At 51.2% G+C, this 17,351-nt stretch carries 11 protein-coding genes; 2 read left to right on the top strand and 9 right to left on the bottom strand.

All coding sequences use genetic code 11. The features are described 5' to 3' along the window. Positions 1-43: 43 nt before the first annotated feature. Complete coding sequence (locus CYPRO_RS07645) at positions 44-931, top strand: TrmH family RNA methyltransferase (protein WP_164682633.1); 888 nt, start codon at positions 44-46, stop codon at positions 929-931. A gap of 23 nt (positions 932-954) precedes the next feature. On the opposite strand, the gene CYPRO_RS07640 is transcribed toward CYPRO_RS07645, so the two are convergent. From CYPRO_RS07640 to CYPRO_RS07600, 9 genes are all read right to left on the bottom strand, one after another. Then, the gene (locus CYPRO_RS07640) at positions 955-2,178 is read right to left on the bottom strand and encodes an acetate/propionate family kinase (RefSeq protein ID WP_114984051.1); all 1,224 of its coding nucleotides are present in this window, start codon (positions 2,176-2,178) and stop codon (positions 955-957) included. Between the two features lie 174 nt (positions 2,179-2,352). Continuing rightward, positions 2,353-4,281, bottom strand: a complete 1,929-nt coding sequence (gene dnaK / locus CYPRO_RS07635; protein WP_114984050.1) for a molecular chaperone DnaK — start codon at positions 4,279-4,281, stop codon at positions 2,353-2,355. A gap of 29 nt (positions 4,282-4,310) precedes the next feature. After that, positions 4,311-4,745 (bottom strand): Hsp20/alpha crystallin family protein, encoded by a 435-nt coding sequence (locus tag CYPRO_RS07630; protein WP_114984049.1) that lies wholly within the window; start codon positions 4,743-4,745, stop codon positions 4,311-4,313. Between the two features lie 182 nt (positions 4,746-4,927). Beyond that, positions 4,928-6,235: a 3-phosphoshikimate 1-carboxyvinyltransferase gene (gene aroA / locus CYPRO_RS07625; protein WP_114985731.1), complete on the bottom strand. Its 1,308-nt coding sequence runs from the start codon at positions 6,233-6,235 to the stop codon at positions 4,928-4,930. A 114-nt stretch (positions 6,236-6,349) separates the two neighbouring features. Beyond that, positions 6,350-9,340 (bottom strand): tetratricopeptide repeat protein, encoded by a 2,991-nt coding sequence (locus CYPRO_RS07620; protein ID WP_114984048.1) that lies wholly within the window; start codon positions 9,338-9,340, stop codon positions 6,350-6,352. Between the two features lie 160 nt (positions 9,341-9,500). After that, positions 9,501-10,169 carry a CBS domain-containing protein gene (locus CYPRO_RS07615; protein ID WP_114984047.1) on the bottom strand — a complete coding sequence of 223 codons (669 nt, stop codon included), beginning with the start codon at positions 10,167-10,169 and terminating at the stop codon, positions 9,501-9,503. A gap of 43 nt (positions 10,170-10,212) precedes the next feature. Beyond that, positions 10,213-11,511: a GTPase HflX gene (hflX, locus tag CYPRO_RS07610; RefSeq protein ID WP_114984046.1), complete on the bottom strand. Its 1,299-nt coding sequence runs from the start codon at positions 11,509-11,511 to the stop codon at positions 10,213-10,215. A gap of 45 nt (positions 11,512-11,556) precedes the next feature. Then, complete coding sequence (locus tag CYPRO_RS07605; protein WP_114984045.1) at positions 11,557-12,162, bottom strand: hypothetical protein; 606 nt, start codon at positions 12,160-12,162, stop codon at positions 11,557-11,559. Next, positions 12,152-14,278 (bottom strand): BatA domain-containing protein, encoded by a 2,127-nt coding sequence (locus CYPRO_RS07600; RefSeq protein WP_114984044.1) that lies wholly within the window; start codon positions 14,276-14,278, stop codon positions 12,152-12,154. The genes CYPRO_RS07605 and CYPRO_RS07600 overlap by 11 nt, the downstream gene beginning before the upstream one ends. 183 nt (positions 14,279-14,461) lie before the next feature. Here CYPRO_RS07600 and CYPRO_RS07595 point away from each other — a divergent pair, with 183 nt between their 5' ends. Continuing rightward, on the top strand, positions 14,462-17,182 hold the full coding sequence (locus CYPRO_RS07595) for a PQQ-binding-like beta-propeller repeat protein (protein WP_164682632.1): 2,721 nt from the start codon (positions 14,462-14,464) through the stop codon (positions 17,180-17,182). Positions 17,183-17,351: the final 169 nt, after the last annotated feature.

The following is a 17,351-nucleotide window of genomic DNA, read 5'->3' as shown; positions in this document are numbered from 1 at the left end:
AACCCCTGGCCCTGCCGTAATGCAGCCGGGACAGAGAAACTTTTTGGAAAAGACCCTGCAGGAAGGCTATCATCTTTGCATGCATGAAAACAGGACGCTTCCCATACAAATCCCGCTCAGCAAGGCGCTGCTGAAGAAGTTCGGCAGCCTGCTCCGGAAAAAATACCGCAGCAAACACCAGCTTTTTATCGCTGAAGGCGCGCGTACGGTTGAACAATTTTTAATCCGGATGAAGCCTGCAGTCGAAGCGGTAATTGTCAGCACAGACTTTGAAGGGGATGATTTTTATTCCGCCATCTGTGCAGCACATCAGATCCCGGTGTACAGTTGTACTTCAGAATCTTTCAGACAGCTTTCAGATACGGCAAATCCGCAGGGTATTCTGGCTGTTTGCAAGTGTATGAGCCCCGGTCTGTCAGGAAATACCCCTTTGCCGAACGGGAGCTTGTATCTCGCCCTTGACGATCTTCAGGATCCCGGAAATCTGGGGACGATTTACCGGACGGCTGCCTGGTTTGGGGTTTCCGGACTGCTGCTTGGTACCGGCTGTGCAGATTTTTATAATCCCAAGGTTATCCGAAGCACTGCCGGTGCAACGGGAACACTTCCGTTCAGCGAAACTGATCTCCTTACAGCACTGCCGCGTTTTGAAGCACGGGGTGCTGAAATCCTGCTGCTCGACCTAAATCCCGGAGCACGCCCGCTGCATGAGGTTGCCGGTAACCGCGCGGGTTTAAAAAAAGAAAGCCGGTCACCGCTGCTGCTGGTGACCGGCAATGAAGCCCGCGGCATAAGTCAGGCTCTTCGTGAGCGCTATCCCGCGGTTTATATTCAGGGCATGCCGGAACAGGTTGAAAGCCTGAATGCTGCTATAAGTACGGCTATCGCGCTTTATGCTTTAACTGATCCCGAAAGTCTGAATCAGGGCTGAGAAACGGCCTGTTATGCGCCTGCTCAGATCCAGGGTGACTGAGCGGAGGCACGTGCAATTTTTGCGGCGTCGATCGCGATAACGAGCTCTTCGTTGGTAGGAACAACATAAATACCGACTTTGGAATCATCTGTACTGATTCGGGTCAGCTCTCCGGGCTTGACGCTTTCATTGCGGTCTTCATCAAGTTTCACGCCCATGAAATCCATCTTCTCTACGGCTTTTTTGCGGATTAAAGAGGAGTTTTCACCAATTCCCGCAGTAAACAGTATGGCGTCACAGCCGTTCATAGAAGCGATGTAGGAACCGATGTGCTGTCTGATTTTATAGCAAAACACATCTATCGCCTGCTGACACCTGCGGTCGCCTTTTTGGGCTTCTTCGATGAGGTCACGCATGTCAGCGGCATACCCGCTGAGTCCGAGAAGTCCGCTGTGTCTGTTCAGGAGTGAATGGACGCTGCTGAGCGGCAGCTCTTCTTTTTCAACCAAATAAAAGAGAATCGACGGATCGAGATCGCCGCTTCGTGTGCCCATCACCAGACCTGACAGCGGCGTGAAACCCATTGAGGTATCTACAGACTTCCCCCCGTCTATCGCACAAATTGAAGCACCGTTGCCGAGGTGACAGCTGATCACCTTGGTTTCCTTCACGTCTTTCAGAATAAGCTTGTAGTACTGACGGCTCACAAAATAATGGGAGGTTCCGTGGAAACCGTACTTCCGGATTTTGTAGCGGCGGTACAGCCGGTTCGGAATGCCGTAAAGGTAGGCATGCGCCGGAATAGAATGGTGAAAGGCGGTATCAAAAACTGCAACATGCGGAATATCCGGCAGGGCTTCTTTGGCGGCCTGAATCCCCTTAAGATTGGGCGGATTATGCAAGGGCGCGAGGTCAAAGGCCTGCTCTATGGCTTCCATCACATCTTCATCAATCAAAACAGAATCTTTGAACATATCGCTGCCATGCACAACCCGATGTCCCACAGCTTTGATATCGGTAATGCTCTCGATGATTTTATTCTCCGGGCTCAGCAAATACTGCAGTACTTCTTTGAGTGCTTCCGTGTGATTTTGAATAATCATCGTCTCTTTGTACTTCTTCCCTTTGGCAGGCTCATGCTTTACGATTGCGGTTACTGCACCAATCCGCTCTACAAGTCCGCGGCAAACGCCTTCGCGTGTTTCTGTGTGAATGAGGTCGTACTTCACGGATGAGCTTCCGCAATTAATCACCAAAACTAACATATAAAAACGTATTTAATAATAATCTGATTTCTGTGTTACGTCCAAAAAATAGCTGTTGAAGCTTCACTTAGCCGCATAATATACGATGATGGACGCCATAAACACGAAAAGCCTTCCCGTGTGTACGGAAAGGCTTTTCTGTATAATGAAGGTAATATTTCCCGTGCAGACTGATTAATCTTTCTTCTGCTCGTTGTCATCAACGACTTCGTAATCGGCATCAACCGCACCGTCATCTGAAGCCTGCTGCTGATCTGCTTCGGCGCCCATATCAGGACCTGCGCCGGGCTGTGCGCCTGCACCGGCTGCGGCCTGCATTTCTTGGGTTGCGTCAGCCCATGCTTTGTTCAGTGCTTCGACTTTGGCGTCGATGGCGTCAACATCTTCAGCTTTATGGGCTTCTTTCAGATCATTCAGTGCCTGTGTGATGGAAGCTTTGGTTCCTTCAGAAAGCTTATCACCGAATTCGGTCAGCTGCTTCTCCGTTGAGAAAATCAGGGAGTCAGCCTGATTGAGCTTGTCAATGCGCTCGCGGATTTTCTTGTCTTCGTCCGCGTGCTCCTGCGCCGCCTGACGCATTTTTTCGATTTCTGCTTCAGAAAGACCTGAGCTTGATTCGATACGGATTTTCTGCTCCTTACCGGTAGCCTTATCCTTTGCGCTCACATTCAGCACGCCATTTGCGTCGATATCGAAGGTCACTTCAACCTGTGGCATGCCGCGTGGTGCAGGCGGGATTCCGTCGAGGTGGAATTTGCCGAGGGTACGGTTATCCATCGCACGGGTTCTCTCACCCTGCAAAATGTGGATTTCAACGGACGTTTGGTTATCCGCAGCCGTAGAGAAGACTTCCTTCTTGCTGGTCGGGATCGTGGTATTGGCGTCGATGAGTTTGGTCATCACACCGCCAAGGGTTTCAATACCGAGAGAAAGCGGGGTTACATCAAGAAGTACCACGTCTTTCACATCACCGGTGAGAACGCCACCCTGAATGGCTGCGCCTACGGCTACAACTTCGTCGGGGTTAACGCCTTTGCTTGGGTCTTTACCGAAAAAGGCTTTAACAGATTCCTGAATTTTCGGAATACGGGTTGAGCCGCCCACCAAAATAACCTGATCAATCTGACTCTTGGAGATTTTGGCGTCCTTAATCGCTTTTTCGCAAGGCTCAAGGGTACGCTTCACCAAATCATCAACCAGCTGCTCAAACTTGGAGCGGGAAAGGTCGATGTTCATGTGCTTAGGACCACTTGAATCTGCCGTAATGAACGGCAGGTTAATGTTGGTCTTGGATGAACTTGAGAGCTCGATTTTGGCTTTTTCAGCGGCGTCCTTGAGGCGCTGCATGGCCATGGCATCGTTGCTCAGATCAATACCGTCGCTGTTTTTGAATTCCTGCACAAGGAATTTGATGATACGTGTGTCAAAGTCATCGCCACCAAGGTGCGTGTCACCGTTGGTTGACTTCACTTCGAAAACACCATCACCGAGCTCGAGCACGGAAATATCGAAGGTACCGCCGCCAAGGTCATAGACTGCGATGGTCTGGTTTTTATCTTTCTTGTCGAGGCCATACGCGAGGGCTGCAGCGGTTGGCTCGTTGATGATCCGCTTCACTTCAAGACCTGCAATAGCACCGGCTTCCTGCGTTGCCTTACGCTGTGCATCGTTGAAATAGGCGGGCACAGTAATTACGGCTTCGGTAACTTTTTCGCCGAGGTACTCTTCTGCGGTCTGCTTCATTTTCTGAAGTACCATGGCAGAAATTTCCTGCGGAGCGTACTTGCGGTCATCGATATTCACACGCGCAGTACCGTCATCGCCGCGGACAACATCGTAGGGGTTGTCGGCAATTTCGTTGGTTACTTCATCATATTTACGCCCCATAAAGCGCTTAATGGAAGCAATCGTTTTCTGCGGGTTGGTAATCGCCTGACGTTTGGCCGGTGCACCGATAAGGCGCTCGCCGTCTTTGCTGAAAGCAACTACTGAAGGCGTTGTTCTGCCGCCTTCTGCATTCGGGATAACAACCGGGTCGTTGCCTTCCATTACGGAAACGCAAGAGTTGGTTGTTCCGAGGTCAATTCCTATAATTTTTCCCATGATTCTGTTTTGGTTTTTGGGTGGTGTGTTTATTCTATGATGATCTTATCGGTATTTGGCACTTCAGGCCCGATCGGTATCGTTACCCGCAGTACCCCGTTCCGAAAAACGGCTTTAATGCCGGCTGCATTGGCATGAGCCGACATGGAAACAGCGCGCGTGAAGGCTCCGGTCTGCCGCTCTTTTTTGAGCGTTTCCGCTTCAGTCGCATAAAAAATTTCTCTCTTGCCGGATATGGTGAGCTGATTACCGGAAAGACCGACGTGTATATCGTCTTTTTCCATTCCGGGTAAATCCATCAGAACCGTTACTACATGTGGTTCTTTAAGAACGTCAAGACGCGGGTTAAAACCCGTTTCCCGTTCAGAAACAGTACTTAAACCAATGTTTTCGGCAAACTTCTGCACGTCCCTGCCCAGCTCGGCAAGTCTGTTTTCAAGTTCGCTGATGTTAAATTGAGACACGCTTGTTCAGGTGAGTTGAATTTAGTTTCACCCATCTTTTGCAAACATAGTGCCAAAAAAAGTCCCCCTTGGTGCACCTGTCGTATTGTCAATGGCCAGTCACGGTCTGCCATAATTGTATCAGCGCCTGACGTAATCATCACAAGCGGTACGTCATTGGTTTGGAACGGGAAATGTGCCTGTCAGCTGCGCAGGCTTTCGAGATCCCGGAAAAAAGTAGGATAGGATATCGCGGCACAGTCAGCATCATGAATGGTTGAGGGGGCATCCGCTTTGAGGGAAAGGACAGCGGCAGCCATGGCAATCCGGTGATCATGATGGGACGAATAGTCTGCCGCCTGACAAGCGTTGCTTCGCGAACCGCTCACGTCAAAGCCGTCAGCATATTCCTTAATGTTGAGGCCGGCTTTCTGCAGCATTTCTGCGACGGCGGCAATCCGGTCACATTCTTTCGCACGGAGTTCAGCGGCTTTGCGTACCGTCGATTTTCCTTCAGCAAATGCCATCGCAACGGCAAGGACCGGAATCTCATCTATGGCATTCGGAATCTCGGTCTCAAGGAGGTCAGTGGCACTTAGCTTTGCGCTTTTAATGGTGATATCAGCCAGGGGCTCGCCTACGGTGGTAGATGTAGAGGCTTCAGGAGGCACACTCACGCGGATATCTGCACCCATACGCTGCAATATCGTTATTACAGCACTGCGCGAGGGATTGATACCGACGCCCCGGAGTACGATTTCAGAACCCGGAATGATAGAGGCGGCAACCATCCAAAAAGCGGCCGCCGAAATATCATTGGGGATTTTTAGCTGCTGTGGCAGGACTTCGAATTCGCGGCTTGATTTCAGAACCCGGCTGCCATCGGCATTAAAGTCTGTTTCAAGGCCAAGCATCCGCTCGGTGTGATCGCGGCTTGGCAGGGTTTCCGTCACCCGTGTTTCGCCGTCGGCAAATAAACCGGCAAGTAATACGCATGATTTCACCTGCGCACTCGCCATCGGCAGGGTGTAATCGATGGCACGAAGGCCTTTGTGGGAAGCAAATTGCAGCGGCGGGCGATTTTTGTCAGAAGAGGCAATTTGTGCGCCCATCAGGCCCAGCGGGTCCATGATACGTTTCATGGGGCGGGATGAAAGAGACGCATCCCCTGTGAGCGTTACATCAAGCCCCGCACCGGCAACAAGCCCGCTGAGCAACCGCATGGTAGTACCTGAGTTGCCGCAGTCTATGAGCTGCCTGACCGGCGAAAAGGTTTTGCGTCCTTTCGCCCTGATGATGACGGTAGAACCATCGGTTTCGACCGGAACACCAAGATCACGCAGGCAGCTGAGCGTGCTTTGCGGGTCTTCAGCTGCGGAGTAGTTTCTGATCACCGACTCCCCTTTGGCCACAGAAGCAAAAAGGGCTGCCCGGTGTGCGATTGACTTGTCCGGGGGAAGGCTGCTGAGCTCTCCCCTGAGTGCGGTTGCCGGTGTGATGGTTTTTATCATAAAACAGGTTGTTTGTTCAGGATTAAGCGGCATGTTCATCCGCTGACCGGTTTCAGGTTTCAGCGGGGTGTGGCATGCGCTATCAGCTTCAGCTCAGCTACGCAAATCCCGCTGTTATCGCAGCAAGGCCTGCGCGCGCTGGGCGTAGCTGCTGTCCGGGTATTCATCACGGATGATTCGGCCTATCTGCTCGGCTTCGGTTCGGTTGCCAACCGCAAGGTTGGAGGTGATGGAACCGAGCATGGCTTCGGCCACCCAGTTGGTGTACGCGCCAAAGAAAATGCGTACGTTACCAAACTCACGCAGGGCGTCGGTGTGCAGGTTCTGACGCTGCAAAGAAAGCGCATGCCGGAACTGTGCTTCTGCACCGGTTTCACCAGTACTGCTATCAGCGATTTCTTTAAAGAACGCCGCGGCATCTGCAAAATCAGAACGCGCATAAGCTACGCGTCCAAGGCCGAGTTTTACCAGGTTCTGATTTCCGCTCAGACGGGAAGCGGCCTGAAAATGCGATTGCGCCTGTGAAATTTCCCCAAGACCGATGGCCGCATTCCCAAGGCCAATAAGTGCTTCAAACCGCATCCTGTTGCTGCCTTCCCTTAACATGGTAAACTGCTGACTTGCACTGTTGTACTCACCGGCATCCAGAAACATGTTGCCGAGTTCAAGTAACGCCACGTCGCTTTCGCGGGCATTGGTGTGCTCGTCGATAATGGTTCGGTAGGCCGTTCTCGCGGCTTCATTCTCCCCCAATGCCCGGTGTGCTTCTGCAATTCGCAACAGGGCTTCCGGAATCCTGCGCTCATTGTTGGTTACCCGGATGTATTGCCGGAAGGCTGCAATGGCTTCTTCAAAAGAAGCAATCTCGAGTAAGGACAGGGCTTGCCTGAATCTCAGCTGATCTGCTGTACCCGCCTGCGGGTTGCCGGCAAGAAAATCTTCGAGCACATCATTACTGGTATCCGGCATTCCGGCTGACTGCTGCGCAAACTGTATCCCGTTTACGGCATCTATGATCAGGTCACTTTGAGGAAAACGGCTCAGCACCTGCTTGTAGGCTTCGATGGCTTCATCAAACTGCGCTGCATTGAAAAAAGCATTCCCAATATTAAACTGAGCGCGCGCGGCCCACTGCGAACGCGGGAAACGACGGATGACCTGTTCAAACTCATCAACTGCCTGCGCATAATTACCGGAAAGTAGGTAAATGTAACCGATATTGTACATGGCCTGCTCCCGAAACGGACTTTGCGGAAAATCACTGATCAGCTCCCTAAAGGTTCGGACGGCTTCGAAGGTGCGGTCAGCGCGGTAAAAACTGTTTGCAATCTGATAGGTTGCGTAGTCGGCACTGCGATCAAAGGCGAGTGACTTTTCATAAAACAGAATGGCATCATCAAAATTCCGCAACGCAAATTTGGCATCTGCTATCCGCAGTTTTGCATCGATATCGTATGTAAAAACAGCAATTTCAGGCTGACTAAAATCATCGAGAAATGCCTGAAACGGGGCAATAGCATTATCAAACTCGCCCATCATGAAGTAGCTCCAGCCGAGTGAATACCGGGCTGCCGCCGCAAACTCTCCGTCCGGAAAACTCCGGATGTAGCGGGCAAACCGTATCGCGGCAGGTCCGAACTCTTCCATATTGAAGTAGCTGTCAGCGCTCCAGAACAAGGCTTCACTGCCCAGCTCCGTATCTGGTGCGGCGCCAAACACACTCTCAAAAATCGGCTGTGCTTCGTCCCAGGCGCGGTTTCGGAACAGCACCCACGCGCGCTGAAACCGGGCCTGCAGCTGTACTTCGGGCGTAACCGTGCCCGCGGCTTCTGCCTGCTGAAAGGCTTCAATGGCGCGGCGGTATTCCGCATTGGCAAAATAGGCTTCCCCTAAAAGGCTAAACACTTCCCCCGGCCGCTCAAGGGGCTGCAAATTACGCACTACGAACAGAAGCCGTTCAATCGCTGAAACATGGTCGCCGATTTCAGCGAAAATAAGCGCCCATTCATAATATACCTGTTCAACCCAAGGGCCGCTGGAGAACCGGTTCGAAAACGTTTCAAAGGTCTCGACTGCAAGATCATACCGGCCGCTGAGCTTGTGGTTCACGGCTTTATAATACAGTGCCCTGCGCGTGAGGTCATCATCCGCTTCACTTACGGCATTGTTGAAAGAATCAGCTGCCCAGTGGTAAATCTGCTGCCTGTGAAAAACCCACCCCAGTCCGTAGTGTGCAAGCCGGACATCTCCGCCTTCATTCAGACGGATGTAAGTCCTGTACCAGCGTGAAGCACTTTCAAGATCCCCCATAAAATTGAAGCTTTCGGCCATTATCATGGCGGCTTTTGACCGCTGCTCCTGATTCAGGCGCGAATAGGCACTTTGCAGGGACTCGACGGCTTCCGCAAAACGTCCCTGACGGTAATAGGCTTCACCGAGGGCCGTGCCTACCCGCTCGGTAACAGAAGCTGTGGGATAACCCTGCCGGAGGGCTTCAAACATTTCTGCGGCGTCATCATAAGCTTCCGCATCGAGAAAGAGCCGGCCCCGGGTAAACAGGGCTTCAGCTGCATCTTCGGTATTGGGGTGTTCTTCGTGTATGCGGGCCAACAGCTGATGTGCACGTTCGGTATCGGAAAGTTCCATGTAGGATTGTGCATTCCAGTACAGCACATCACGTTCAAAAGCTGCCGGAAGGCGCAATTCAAGTGCACGTCCGTACATTTCCGCCGCATCTGCAAACTCATCTGATTTGAAGGCAGCGTGGCCCAGGTTCACAAACAACTCACCGGCCTGACGGGTGTTTGGGAAGTCAGCGATAAAGGCTTCATAGTGGAGAAGGGTACGATCCGGCTCGAGTGCTGCCCTGGAAAGCGCCTTGTAATAGCGGGCCATTTTGAGCTGCTGATCAGTGTCCGGCTGTCTGATGAATCTTTCAAAAAAGAGGACGGCCTGCTCGAATTGTCCGTTTTCGTACAAGTTAATGCCGGTAAACAGCGCATCCTGATCCGGCTGCTGCTGGTGCTGTGCTGAGGCGGCAAGCGGGAAAGACAATAAAATACAGCCCCAAATGATAAGTGATAAAATGCGATTCAGAGAATCCAAGGTCTGCCTGACTTAAGGTTGGTTGAGAGGAACTGGCAAATATAACGTTTAGTACGCTCGCTTTGCAAAATTGCTTGATCTCTGCGAGCATATACAGATTTACCAAAGCTTACGGTTAGCTGTAGCCGCAAAAGGTTTAGATTTGCGGAATCGCAAAGCGTCAGATACTCAGAAAGCGCATGAGCTCATCGGCACGGTCGTGCAGGTCGTCATCGGACTCGGTTTCAGCTGACTTGGACGTTATGATGAAGCCGTAACGGTTGAGGATTCTCAGAATCGGGTCGATATCGTCCGTATTGAGCTTAACGGATACACGAAAACGATCTGCGGAAGAGGCGGCCGGCTCTACGCCAATACCCATAATTTTGCCGCCTTCCATCTCAATCAGTCTTACGAGCTCAGTCAGGCTGTAATCTGCCGGCTGCAGCTCAAACATAATCGTTGCCCCATCTCTTGAAATATTAAGTAATTGCAGTAAGGCTTCGTTAATTTCTTCCCGCAGCACAAAACCGCTGTAGGCCTGCTGCTCATCACAAACGACTGCAGCATTTGCATTTTCCCGAATCATTTTTCTTCCCGCATCCATGATGTGCATGCCCGGTTCGATTCTGCAGGGATTGCGGCTTATTTTAGAAAAAATCGTTTGCTGAACGTCTTTTTCGTAGCGGATGTCTTCCAGACAAACCGTGCCGAGTGTTTTGCCCGTAGTCAGATCCACGACCGGCAACACATCGCTGTGCTGAACGCCCATAGCCTGAAGGCCATCTTCCAAAGAGCTGGAGGCGCACAGGGGCTGATAAATCGGGTTGAGTATTTCGTGGATAAACATAGAATCTGAATATGGGGTTAGGCCTGACGAATCCTGATTGTGCTTAGATTAACTCAGATGAAATCAAATCGTTCGGCGCAAACATTTCTTCAAGCTTTGCGAGCTTATCTTTTCTGATACGGAAACTGATTTCGATGTGTTCATCGTGATATTTTTTATAGAAGACTTCGGCACTGTCGAAAATGTAACTGATAGCCTTGAAATTCTGAAGCGAAATATTCATTTCAGTTTTGACATAGTCCGTGAGAGCCTGCTGCTCAATTTTGAGCTGTAGATCAGACAATCCGATACCGCGGCTTGCCGAAATAAACACAGCTTCCGGGAATTCACGCCTGAGGCCTGCAAGTACTTCCGGATCTTTTACCGCGTCTGTTTTATTGAAAACCAGAAGCGTAGGTTTATCACTGCTCTCAATACCCTTCAGGGTTTCATCAACCACAGCTTTGTATTCAAGCACGGAAGGCGAAGAGGCGTCCATCACATGCAAAAGCACATCCGCTTCGCGGATTTCATCGAGGGTGGACTTAAAACTATCAACCAAGTGATGTGGCAGTTTCCGGATGAAGCCTACGGTATCGGACAGAAGAACCGTTGTGCTTTCGGTATCGAAGCGCCTTACGGTTGAATCGAGCGTTGCGAACAGCTTGTTTTCTGCCAGCACTTCCGTGTGCGTGAGCGCATTGAGAAGGGAGGATTTACCGACATTGGTGTATCCCACAAGCGCTATACGCATAATGCCATCGCGGCCTTTACGCTGTGTTTTACGCTGCCGGTCAAGTTTTTCCAGTTTTTCTTTGAGTACGGAAATGCGCTTGCCAATAATACGGCGATCCGTTTCAATCTGTGTTTCACCGGGACCCTTTGTACCGATTCCGCCAGATTGTCGTGAGAGGTGTGTCCAGAAGCGGGTCAGACGGGGCAGGATATACTGAAGCTGTGCAAGTTCTACCTGCGTTTTAGCGGCTGCAGTTTGTGCACGGGAAGCAAAGATATCAAGGATGAGACCGCTGCGATCAATGATTTTGAGCTTGGTCTCCTTCTCTATATTGCGGGCCTGAGTAGGGGAAAGGTCATCATCAAAAACAATCATGCCCGCATTTTTCTCTCTGGCAAGGGAGGCAACTTCCCCCAGTTTGCCGCGCCCCAAATAGGTACTTACATCGGGTCTCTCCCGGTTTTGCAGAACTTTGCCCACAACTTCTCCGCCCGCTGTATTCACGAGCATTTCAAGCTCATCAAGGTATTCTGAAGCTTTGTACTGCGGTATTTCGCTGCTGTACAGTCCGGTTAACAGTACTTTTTCAGGTTGATTGCTTTTTTTCTGATCTTCTGTAAAACTCAAACAGGTAGGTGTAAGGAATGAAGGTGTTTCTTAACCCTTTATGGATTAAGGCTTACTATTAATTTTATTGAGAATGCTTTCATCCGTGAGGGTGTATCTGAACCGGCGGCCCAATTTGTGATTCAGGATTTTGCGCAGGTTTTCAGCGGTTTCGCGGGGTACGGTTATTTCCAACCGGTTAAACTGTGCAAGCTCGAAATACTCGGAGGTACGCTTGTATATAAAAACAAAAGCCATGCCATCCTGCACTTCGTTTTCCGCAAAATCATGTATTTCATGCCAGGCTACCGTTTGGGAGGGATCGTTGATGTTTTTCATGATTCCATGATCAGTAATGTAGCGGCGCGACATGAAATAGCTTGCTACCATCCAGTTTAATGCGAGAAAGGTGTACAAACCCGCAACCATGTAATGTGCGCTCATGCCGTTATACCATGCTATGCCGCCAAGCGCAAGGGAAAGGCACATGAATAAGGAGGCAAACAGGGGGAAGCCAAAAAAACGGCCGGTATTCCAGCTCAGCCTTACGTTTCTCAGGCGCCAGGCATTGCTGAGGGTAAAGACAGACAGAAAAAAAGAAGCGATACTGAAAAAAATCAGTACCGATGTAAGTAAAAAATACAGCTGACCTGAATATTCACTAAACGGCATCAGTTGAATCTCCCGAAAACTTTTTGGTAACGATACTCTCTGATAGTAACAAAATAATTCCAATTAAAACAAACCAATTCCATATTTCCCGCCCTGTACGGGCTGTGCCAATCTGCCCGGCAAGATTTGTCTGATCAGCCTGCAAAGCGGTAACCCTGACATTCGGAAAGTGCTGAGAAAACAACTCATCAATGGCCTGCGGGCTTAACGTCCGCAAATCAGATTCTGTTGTTTGCTGGTTTACGGCCACCTTAAGCGTATCATCACGTGCTTCAATACGGGCAATGCCCGGCTGCCAGCTTTCTGTATCTGACATGAGCCGAACGCCGCGTCCCTGCGTACTGATTTCCGGTACAAGAACCTGATCTCCTAAACGGATGGTTGCCTGATTAAATTCATTTCCGGCAAGCCATTCAAAAGTATTGCCGAGTGAGAAGGTGTTCAGCCCCCCGCTCTCCCCTGAGGCAGCGTACAGGCCGAGACGGTAAAACAACGGAGCGAACAGCGGGTTTACGGAAAATGCGGACCATTCCGGGCTTGTGTTTACGGCAGATACAAACAGGCGCCCTTCACCCAGGTTGTGCTGTACCAGTAGCGGATCACCGAGGCTTGTTCTTAGAATTTGCTGCGCTGCACTTCCGCCACTGACGGAATAGCGCCAGTAATGGAAAATATCAGGCAGATCAATTCTGACATCTTCATCGTCGGTAATGTCAAATATATCATCGAGCACCGGGTGTCCGCGCACGATCATGCCTACCTGTGCGACGCTCGAGAAACGTCCGGGGTCGCCAAGGATACCGGTGAAGCGTCCGGCATTGACCCGCTCCAGAAATCGGTTTATGCGGTCCGGACTACCCGCTTCACCCGGAAAGATCACAAGCCCCCCGCCCTGCTGTACGAAGGTGAGTAGGTCAGGCCAGCTGAATTCGGGAATATCCGACACGCCTTCCAGAATTACGGCATCTGCACCGTCCTGTATGGCGGTTGTGAAGTCATCCCAGGTGATACGCGCTACTTCTACCCTGCCGGCGGTGCGTTGTGCGGCTTCAAAGACGGGCTTGAGCCAGGAAACCATTCGGGTACCCGGTCGCGACTCGTTTACAATCAGAATAGATCTCGTTTCGGGCAACTCGAAAGCAAAATAGCGAACATTGTCGAAGCTGATCGGGTCGCCTTCCAGCACAGCACGACCGGTAAAGGCGCCGGAATCCGGCGGAATCACTTCGAAAGACCAGACCCCGCTCTGCATGGGATCAAGGTTGATCTGATACTGACCCGCAATCTCGCCGCGGCTTTCAAGAGAGAGGAAATAGTTGAGGACCGGCCGCTCGCTGTAGTTGGTCACTTCTACATCAATGGTAAGGGGACGTCCGCCCGCTGCTATCTGACTGCGGCTGCTGATATCTGTGATACCAACATTGGCCGCGGGTTCTTCGCCCATCAGTATAGACGTGAAAGGCATCAGGTTGAGATTGAACTGCGGGTCAAGGCTAAGGTTATCAAGCTGCGCGGCAAGATTGTCAGAGCCCCTTCCGATAAAATAAGCCGTACGGTTTTCCTGATCAGTGATACCCGCGCGCCGGACGAGCTGCTCAGTCCGTTCACGGGTAAAGTTGCCCGCATTAACCGGCTCAAGCTGCTCAAGCAAACGCCTTGCTTGCCCAGGATTCATCTCTTCGGCCATCAAAAGCTCGCCGTGCGTGTTGTAGATGAGGAAGCGGTCGTCGGAGGAAGCGGCTTCTGTGAGGCTTACCGCTGCGTTTCTGGCAGTTTCCATAAGCGGCCCGCGCTCATCGATTTGTGTCATGCCGGGACCGTTTTCCAGCAAGATCATATAGAGGACTGATCCGCTGCTGAACGTAAGAAGCGAGCCCGGTGAAAGCATGGGGCGTGCAAGTGCTGCCGCAAGTAAGATTATGGCCGCTATGCGAATGGCTAATAAAATGCGTTTCTTAAGTTTGAGCTGCCTCACCGATGTTTTCTGTAGCCTTTTAAAAAAAACAAGGGTTGAAAAAACCTGCTTTTGCGGCTTCCTGAAGTTAATCAGGTGCAGGATTATTGGGATGGCCACAGCCAGAATACCAAGTAAATAAAGCGGGGTGAGAAAACTCATGCAGAAAAATATTAATTTAGGCAGCTATTCTAATTAGTGAACCGGAAAACCCCGAAAGGGATGTCGGGCGACTGCCTGAAAATTCATTACAACGAACGAAATCACGTTTTGAAGATACTAAAAACAAATCACAGCAAAACTTCATCCGCTATATTATCAGGTTTATCACAACAGTTTAACAAAATGAATCAAATGCCGGTTTCATCCCTTTTCAGGTCTGTTTTGCTTTTTGTATCCCTGCTTTTTGTGCTGACTTCCTGCAACAGATCCGGTGATGGTCACTGGTCTACAGCGATTCCCGACACGGCTGTTATGGCGTTCATTTTCGATGAAGGGATGAGTCCGGAGCGGATTCTTGAAGGTGAGGCCGCCGCTTTTTTGCGTGAAACCGCACTGCCGCAGCTTGAGACCATTGAACAAATTCCGGCAAATGTCTCCGAGACGGTTTTTGTGCACGCGCTTGTGGTAAACCCCGCCGCTTCTAATGCGCTTGCTCCTGTATGGTTGCTGCAAAAACCGGTTTCCGCATCCGCCTTTGCAGCTTATTTCAGCCGGCCTTTCACACAAAACAGCTACCGCTTTAACGGCAACCGGATTTACCGGCTCTATTTGCAGAGCGGACAGGTTTGGTTTCTCACGCAAATCGGCAACGCACTTGCCGTTTCTCCCAACAGCCGGGCCCTGGAGGAATCTTTAAAAAGCTTTACGGGTGTGGCTGCGCAAATGTCATTTGGGGAGGATGGCATTCCTGCCCAAAACAGCAAGGTGTTTATGAATTACCGGAGCGCAGATCAGTTTATAATGCAGCTGGGTCTTCCGATATTTCGCCCAATAATCGAAGACAGCTTTACCGGTCTCGAACCCGCCGCAGTCAGCGTTGAACAGCTGGGCGAGGGCCGCCAAAGCATGGAGCTGACCTCACGGATTCCCCTGAGTACGCCGCGTGCAGCGCTCACACAGCTTCTGTCCATGCCGCCGGTTGCGCTGCGTATGGATCGCTACATTCCTCGGGACGCTGCCGTTTTTGGGATGTTTCAGGCAGAGCGGCTCGGTAGAGCGGGTGAAACGGCAGCAGAACAAGATGAGACCGACCTCGACCGCTTTCTGCAGGAGCGTCAGCAAGTTGTTTCTGCAATATCCTCAACACTTGGCACACAGGCGGCTTTTGCCGGATTTTATACCCTCGGCTTTTCTCCGCTGGAGGAATCCGCCTGGCTTCGTCTTGTCAGTGACCGCAGCACCCTGCGCACACAGCTTGACCGGCTGGTTGAAGATGGTCTTGGAACTCGCTCCGGAAATTTTTACGCCTTCAGAAGCCGTACCCTTGCACAGATTTTGGGTGGGGAGCTGACACCCTACGAAAACTTTACGGTTGGCATTTTGGGGGATGTTGTTGTACTCGCACCCCGCACCGGGCTTATACAGCGGATCTCAACTGACATCAACCGGCGGCGGGTTTTATTTTTTGATGATGATTACCTCAGCCGGCGTCGCGCACACCCTGAGCGGCTGAGCGCGTTCTTTTATGCGGATAACAGCAGCTTCCGCTCCTTCATTGAGCCGTATACCGATCCGGGTTCGGTAGCCCTGGCTTATCTTGGCTTTTTCGATATTCTTGGCGTTTCCGTGCGCCAAAACCGCGATGTACTTGAACTTCAGACCCGCCTTGACCAAATTGAGCGGCAATCGCTGCCCTTTGTTGACCGCTGGTTTTTCCCTGTCAGCCGCGGCGAGCTAACCGGACCGCCAGCGGTTGGAAACCTGCAGCAAAACAGCCGCAATGATATTGTTTTTGCGACTTCAGCCAACCGGGTTATAGCCCTTGCTGCCGATGGTACGGAAATCTTCACGGCCTCAACCAATGAAGACCGCCCGATTGGTTCTCCGGTTTTATTCGATTGGTATGCCAATAACCAAACAGCCGTGCTCATTGCTGCGGGCAATAAGATTTACGGCTGGAACAACCGCGGGCAGCTTCTCCCGAATTTCCCGTTTGAACTTGATGAAGAAATTACGAGTCCGCTTCTTGTCAAAGATATCAGCCGCAGCGGACTGCCTGAAGCGATCGTTGCCACGCGCGACCGTCGCCTGCATGTTTTGGGAGGGCGGGGTACCAACATTTCCGGGTGGCCGCAAACCGTGAACACGGCCATAACACACAAAGCTGTTTTCACCGATTTCGACGGTCGTCTGAGCCTGATTGCGCAGGCTGGTAACGCCGTTTTTGCGTGGAATACAGATGGCTCAAGCCGCACGGGCTTTCCTGTTTTTGCAGACGCCCCGCTCTATGGCGCTCCCGTTGTGCACCAAAACCGTCTGTACACCGGCGGACAAAACGGACGTTTATACGCCATTTCGAAAGATGAATCCTTCCTGCCGGAAGTCAGCGCTTCAGCCGAAGACAGCGATTTGCCGGGTGACGCCCTGTACCGGATAAGGGCTGTGGAAGTAAGTTCGGGTGACGTAAGCGTAAGCACCATTCAGAACCTGCGCGTCCCTGTGTTTGTACAGGATGACGAGGAAGAAGCAAACGAAAACAACAATCGTGATTCATCGCAGCCGCAAACCGAGCTAACGCGCCTTATAGCTGTACAAAGCGGCAGCTCCGTTTTTCTGTATGATCTCGAGGGCAGGCTGCGCTTTACGCGCTCCATTGGGCGTCCGGTGGATACGAACAGTCCCATCATTATTGACGACCTCAACCGCGACGGCAGGCCTGAGATTCTGGTTACCGCGCAATTCGGGCGGATGTTTGCCTGGACGATTGAAAACGGCAACGCGTATCAAGGGCTACCCGCTACAAGCGTGCGATTACCGATCACAACACGGCTTGGCTCCGACGGCCTCACAAATATCATCGCAGGCACAAGCAACGGCGTCAGCAGCTGGGCCATACGGAATTAAAAAAGCCGCCCGGTTTACTGCCTAAAACAAAAGGGCATTCAACGTATGTGATTCGTTGAATGCCCTTTTGTTTGTTAATGCCCCGGACAAAAAAAGCAAGGGATTCCTCTTAGGTTTGGGAGACCAGTTTTAACACGAAAAACAGTGCTGTTCCCGGAATTTTCCCCAA

The sequence above is a fragment of the Cyclonatronum proteinivorum genome (genome assembly GCF_003353065.1).
GTDB classification, from domain to species: Bacteria; Bacteroidota; Rhodothermia; order Balneolales; family Cyclonatronaceae; genus Cyclonatronum; species Cyclonatronum proteinivorum.
The sequence above is the reverse complement of the archived record's forward strand: the minus strand, read 5'-3'. Positions and strand labels throughout refer to the sequence as shown.

Coding starts and splice junctions, on each gene's coding strand:
- CYPRO_RS07640 (WP_114984051.1), bottom strand. CDS start 2,178: ATGTTAGTTTTGGTGATTAATTGCGGAAGCTCATCCGTGAAGTACGAC.
- dnaK (WP_114984050.1), bottom strand. CDS start 4,281: ATGGGAAAAATTATAGGAATTGACCTCGGAACAACCAACTCTTGCGTT.
- aroA (WP_114985731.1), bottom strand. CDS start 6,235: ATGATAAAAACCATCACACCGGCAACCGCACTCAGGGGAGAGCTCAGC.
- CYPRO_RS07615 (WP_114984047.1), bottom strand. CDS start 10,169: ATGTTTATCCACGAAATACTCAACCCGATTTATCAGCCCCTGTGCGCC.
- CYPRO_RS07605 (WP_114984045.1), bottom strand. CDS start 12,162: ATGCCGTTTAGTGAATATTCAGGTCAGCTGTATTTTTTACTTACATCG.
- CYPRO_RS07600 (WP_114984044.1), bottom strand. CDS start 14,278: ATGAGTTTTCTCACCCCGCTTTATTTACTTGGTATTCTGGCTGTGGCC.
- CYPRO_RS07595 (WP_164682632.1), top strand. CDS start 14,462: ATGAATCAAATGCCGGTTTCATCCCTTTTCAGGTCTGTTTTGCTTTTT.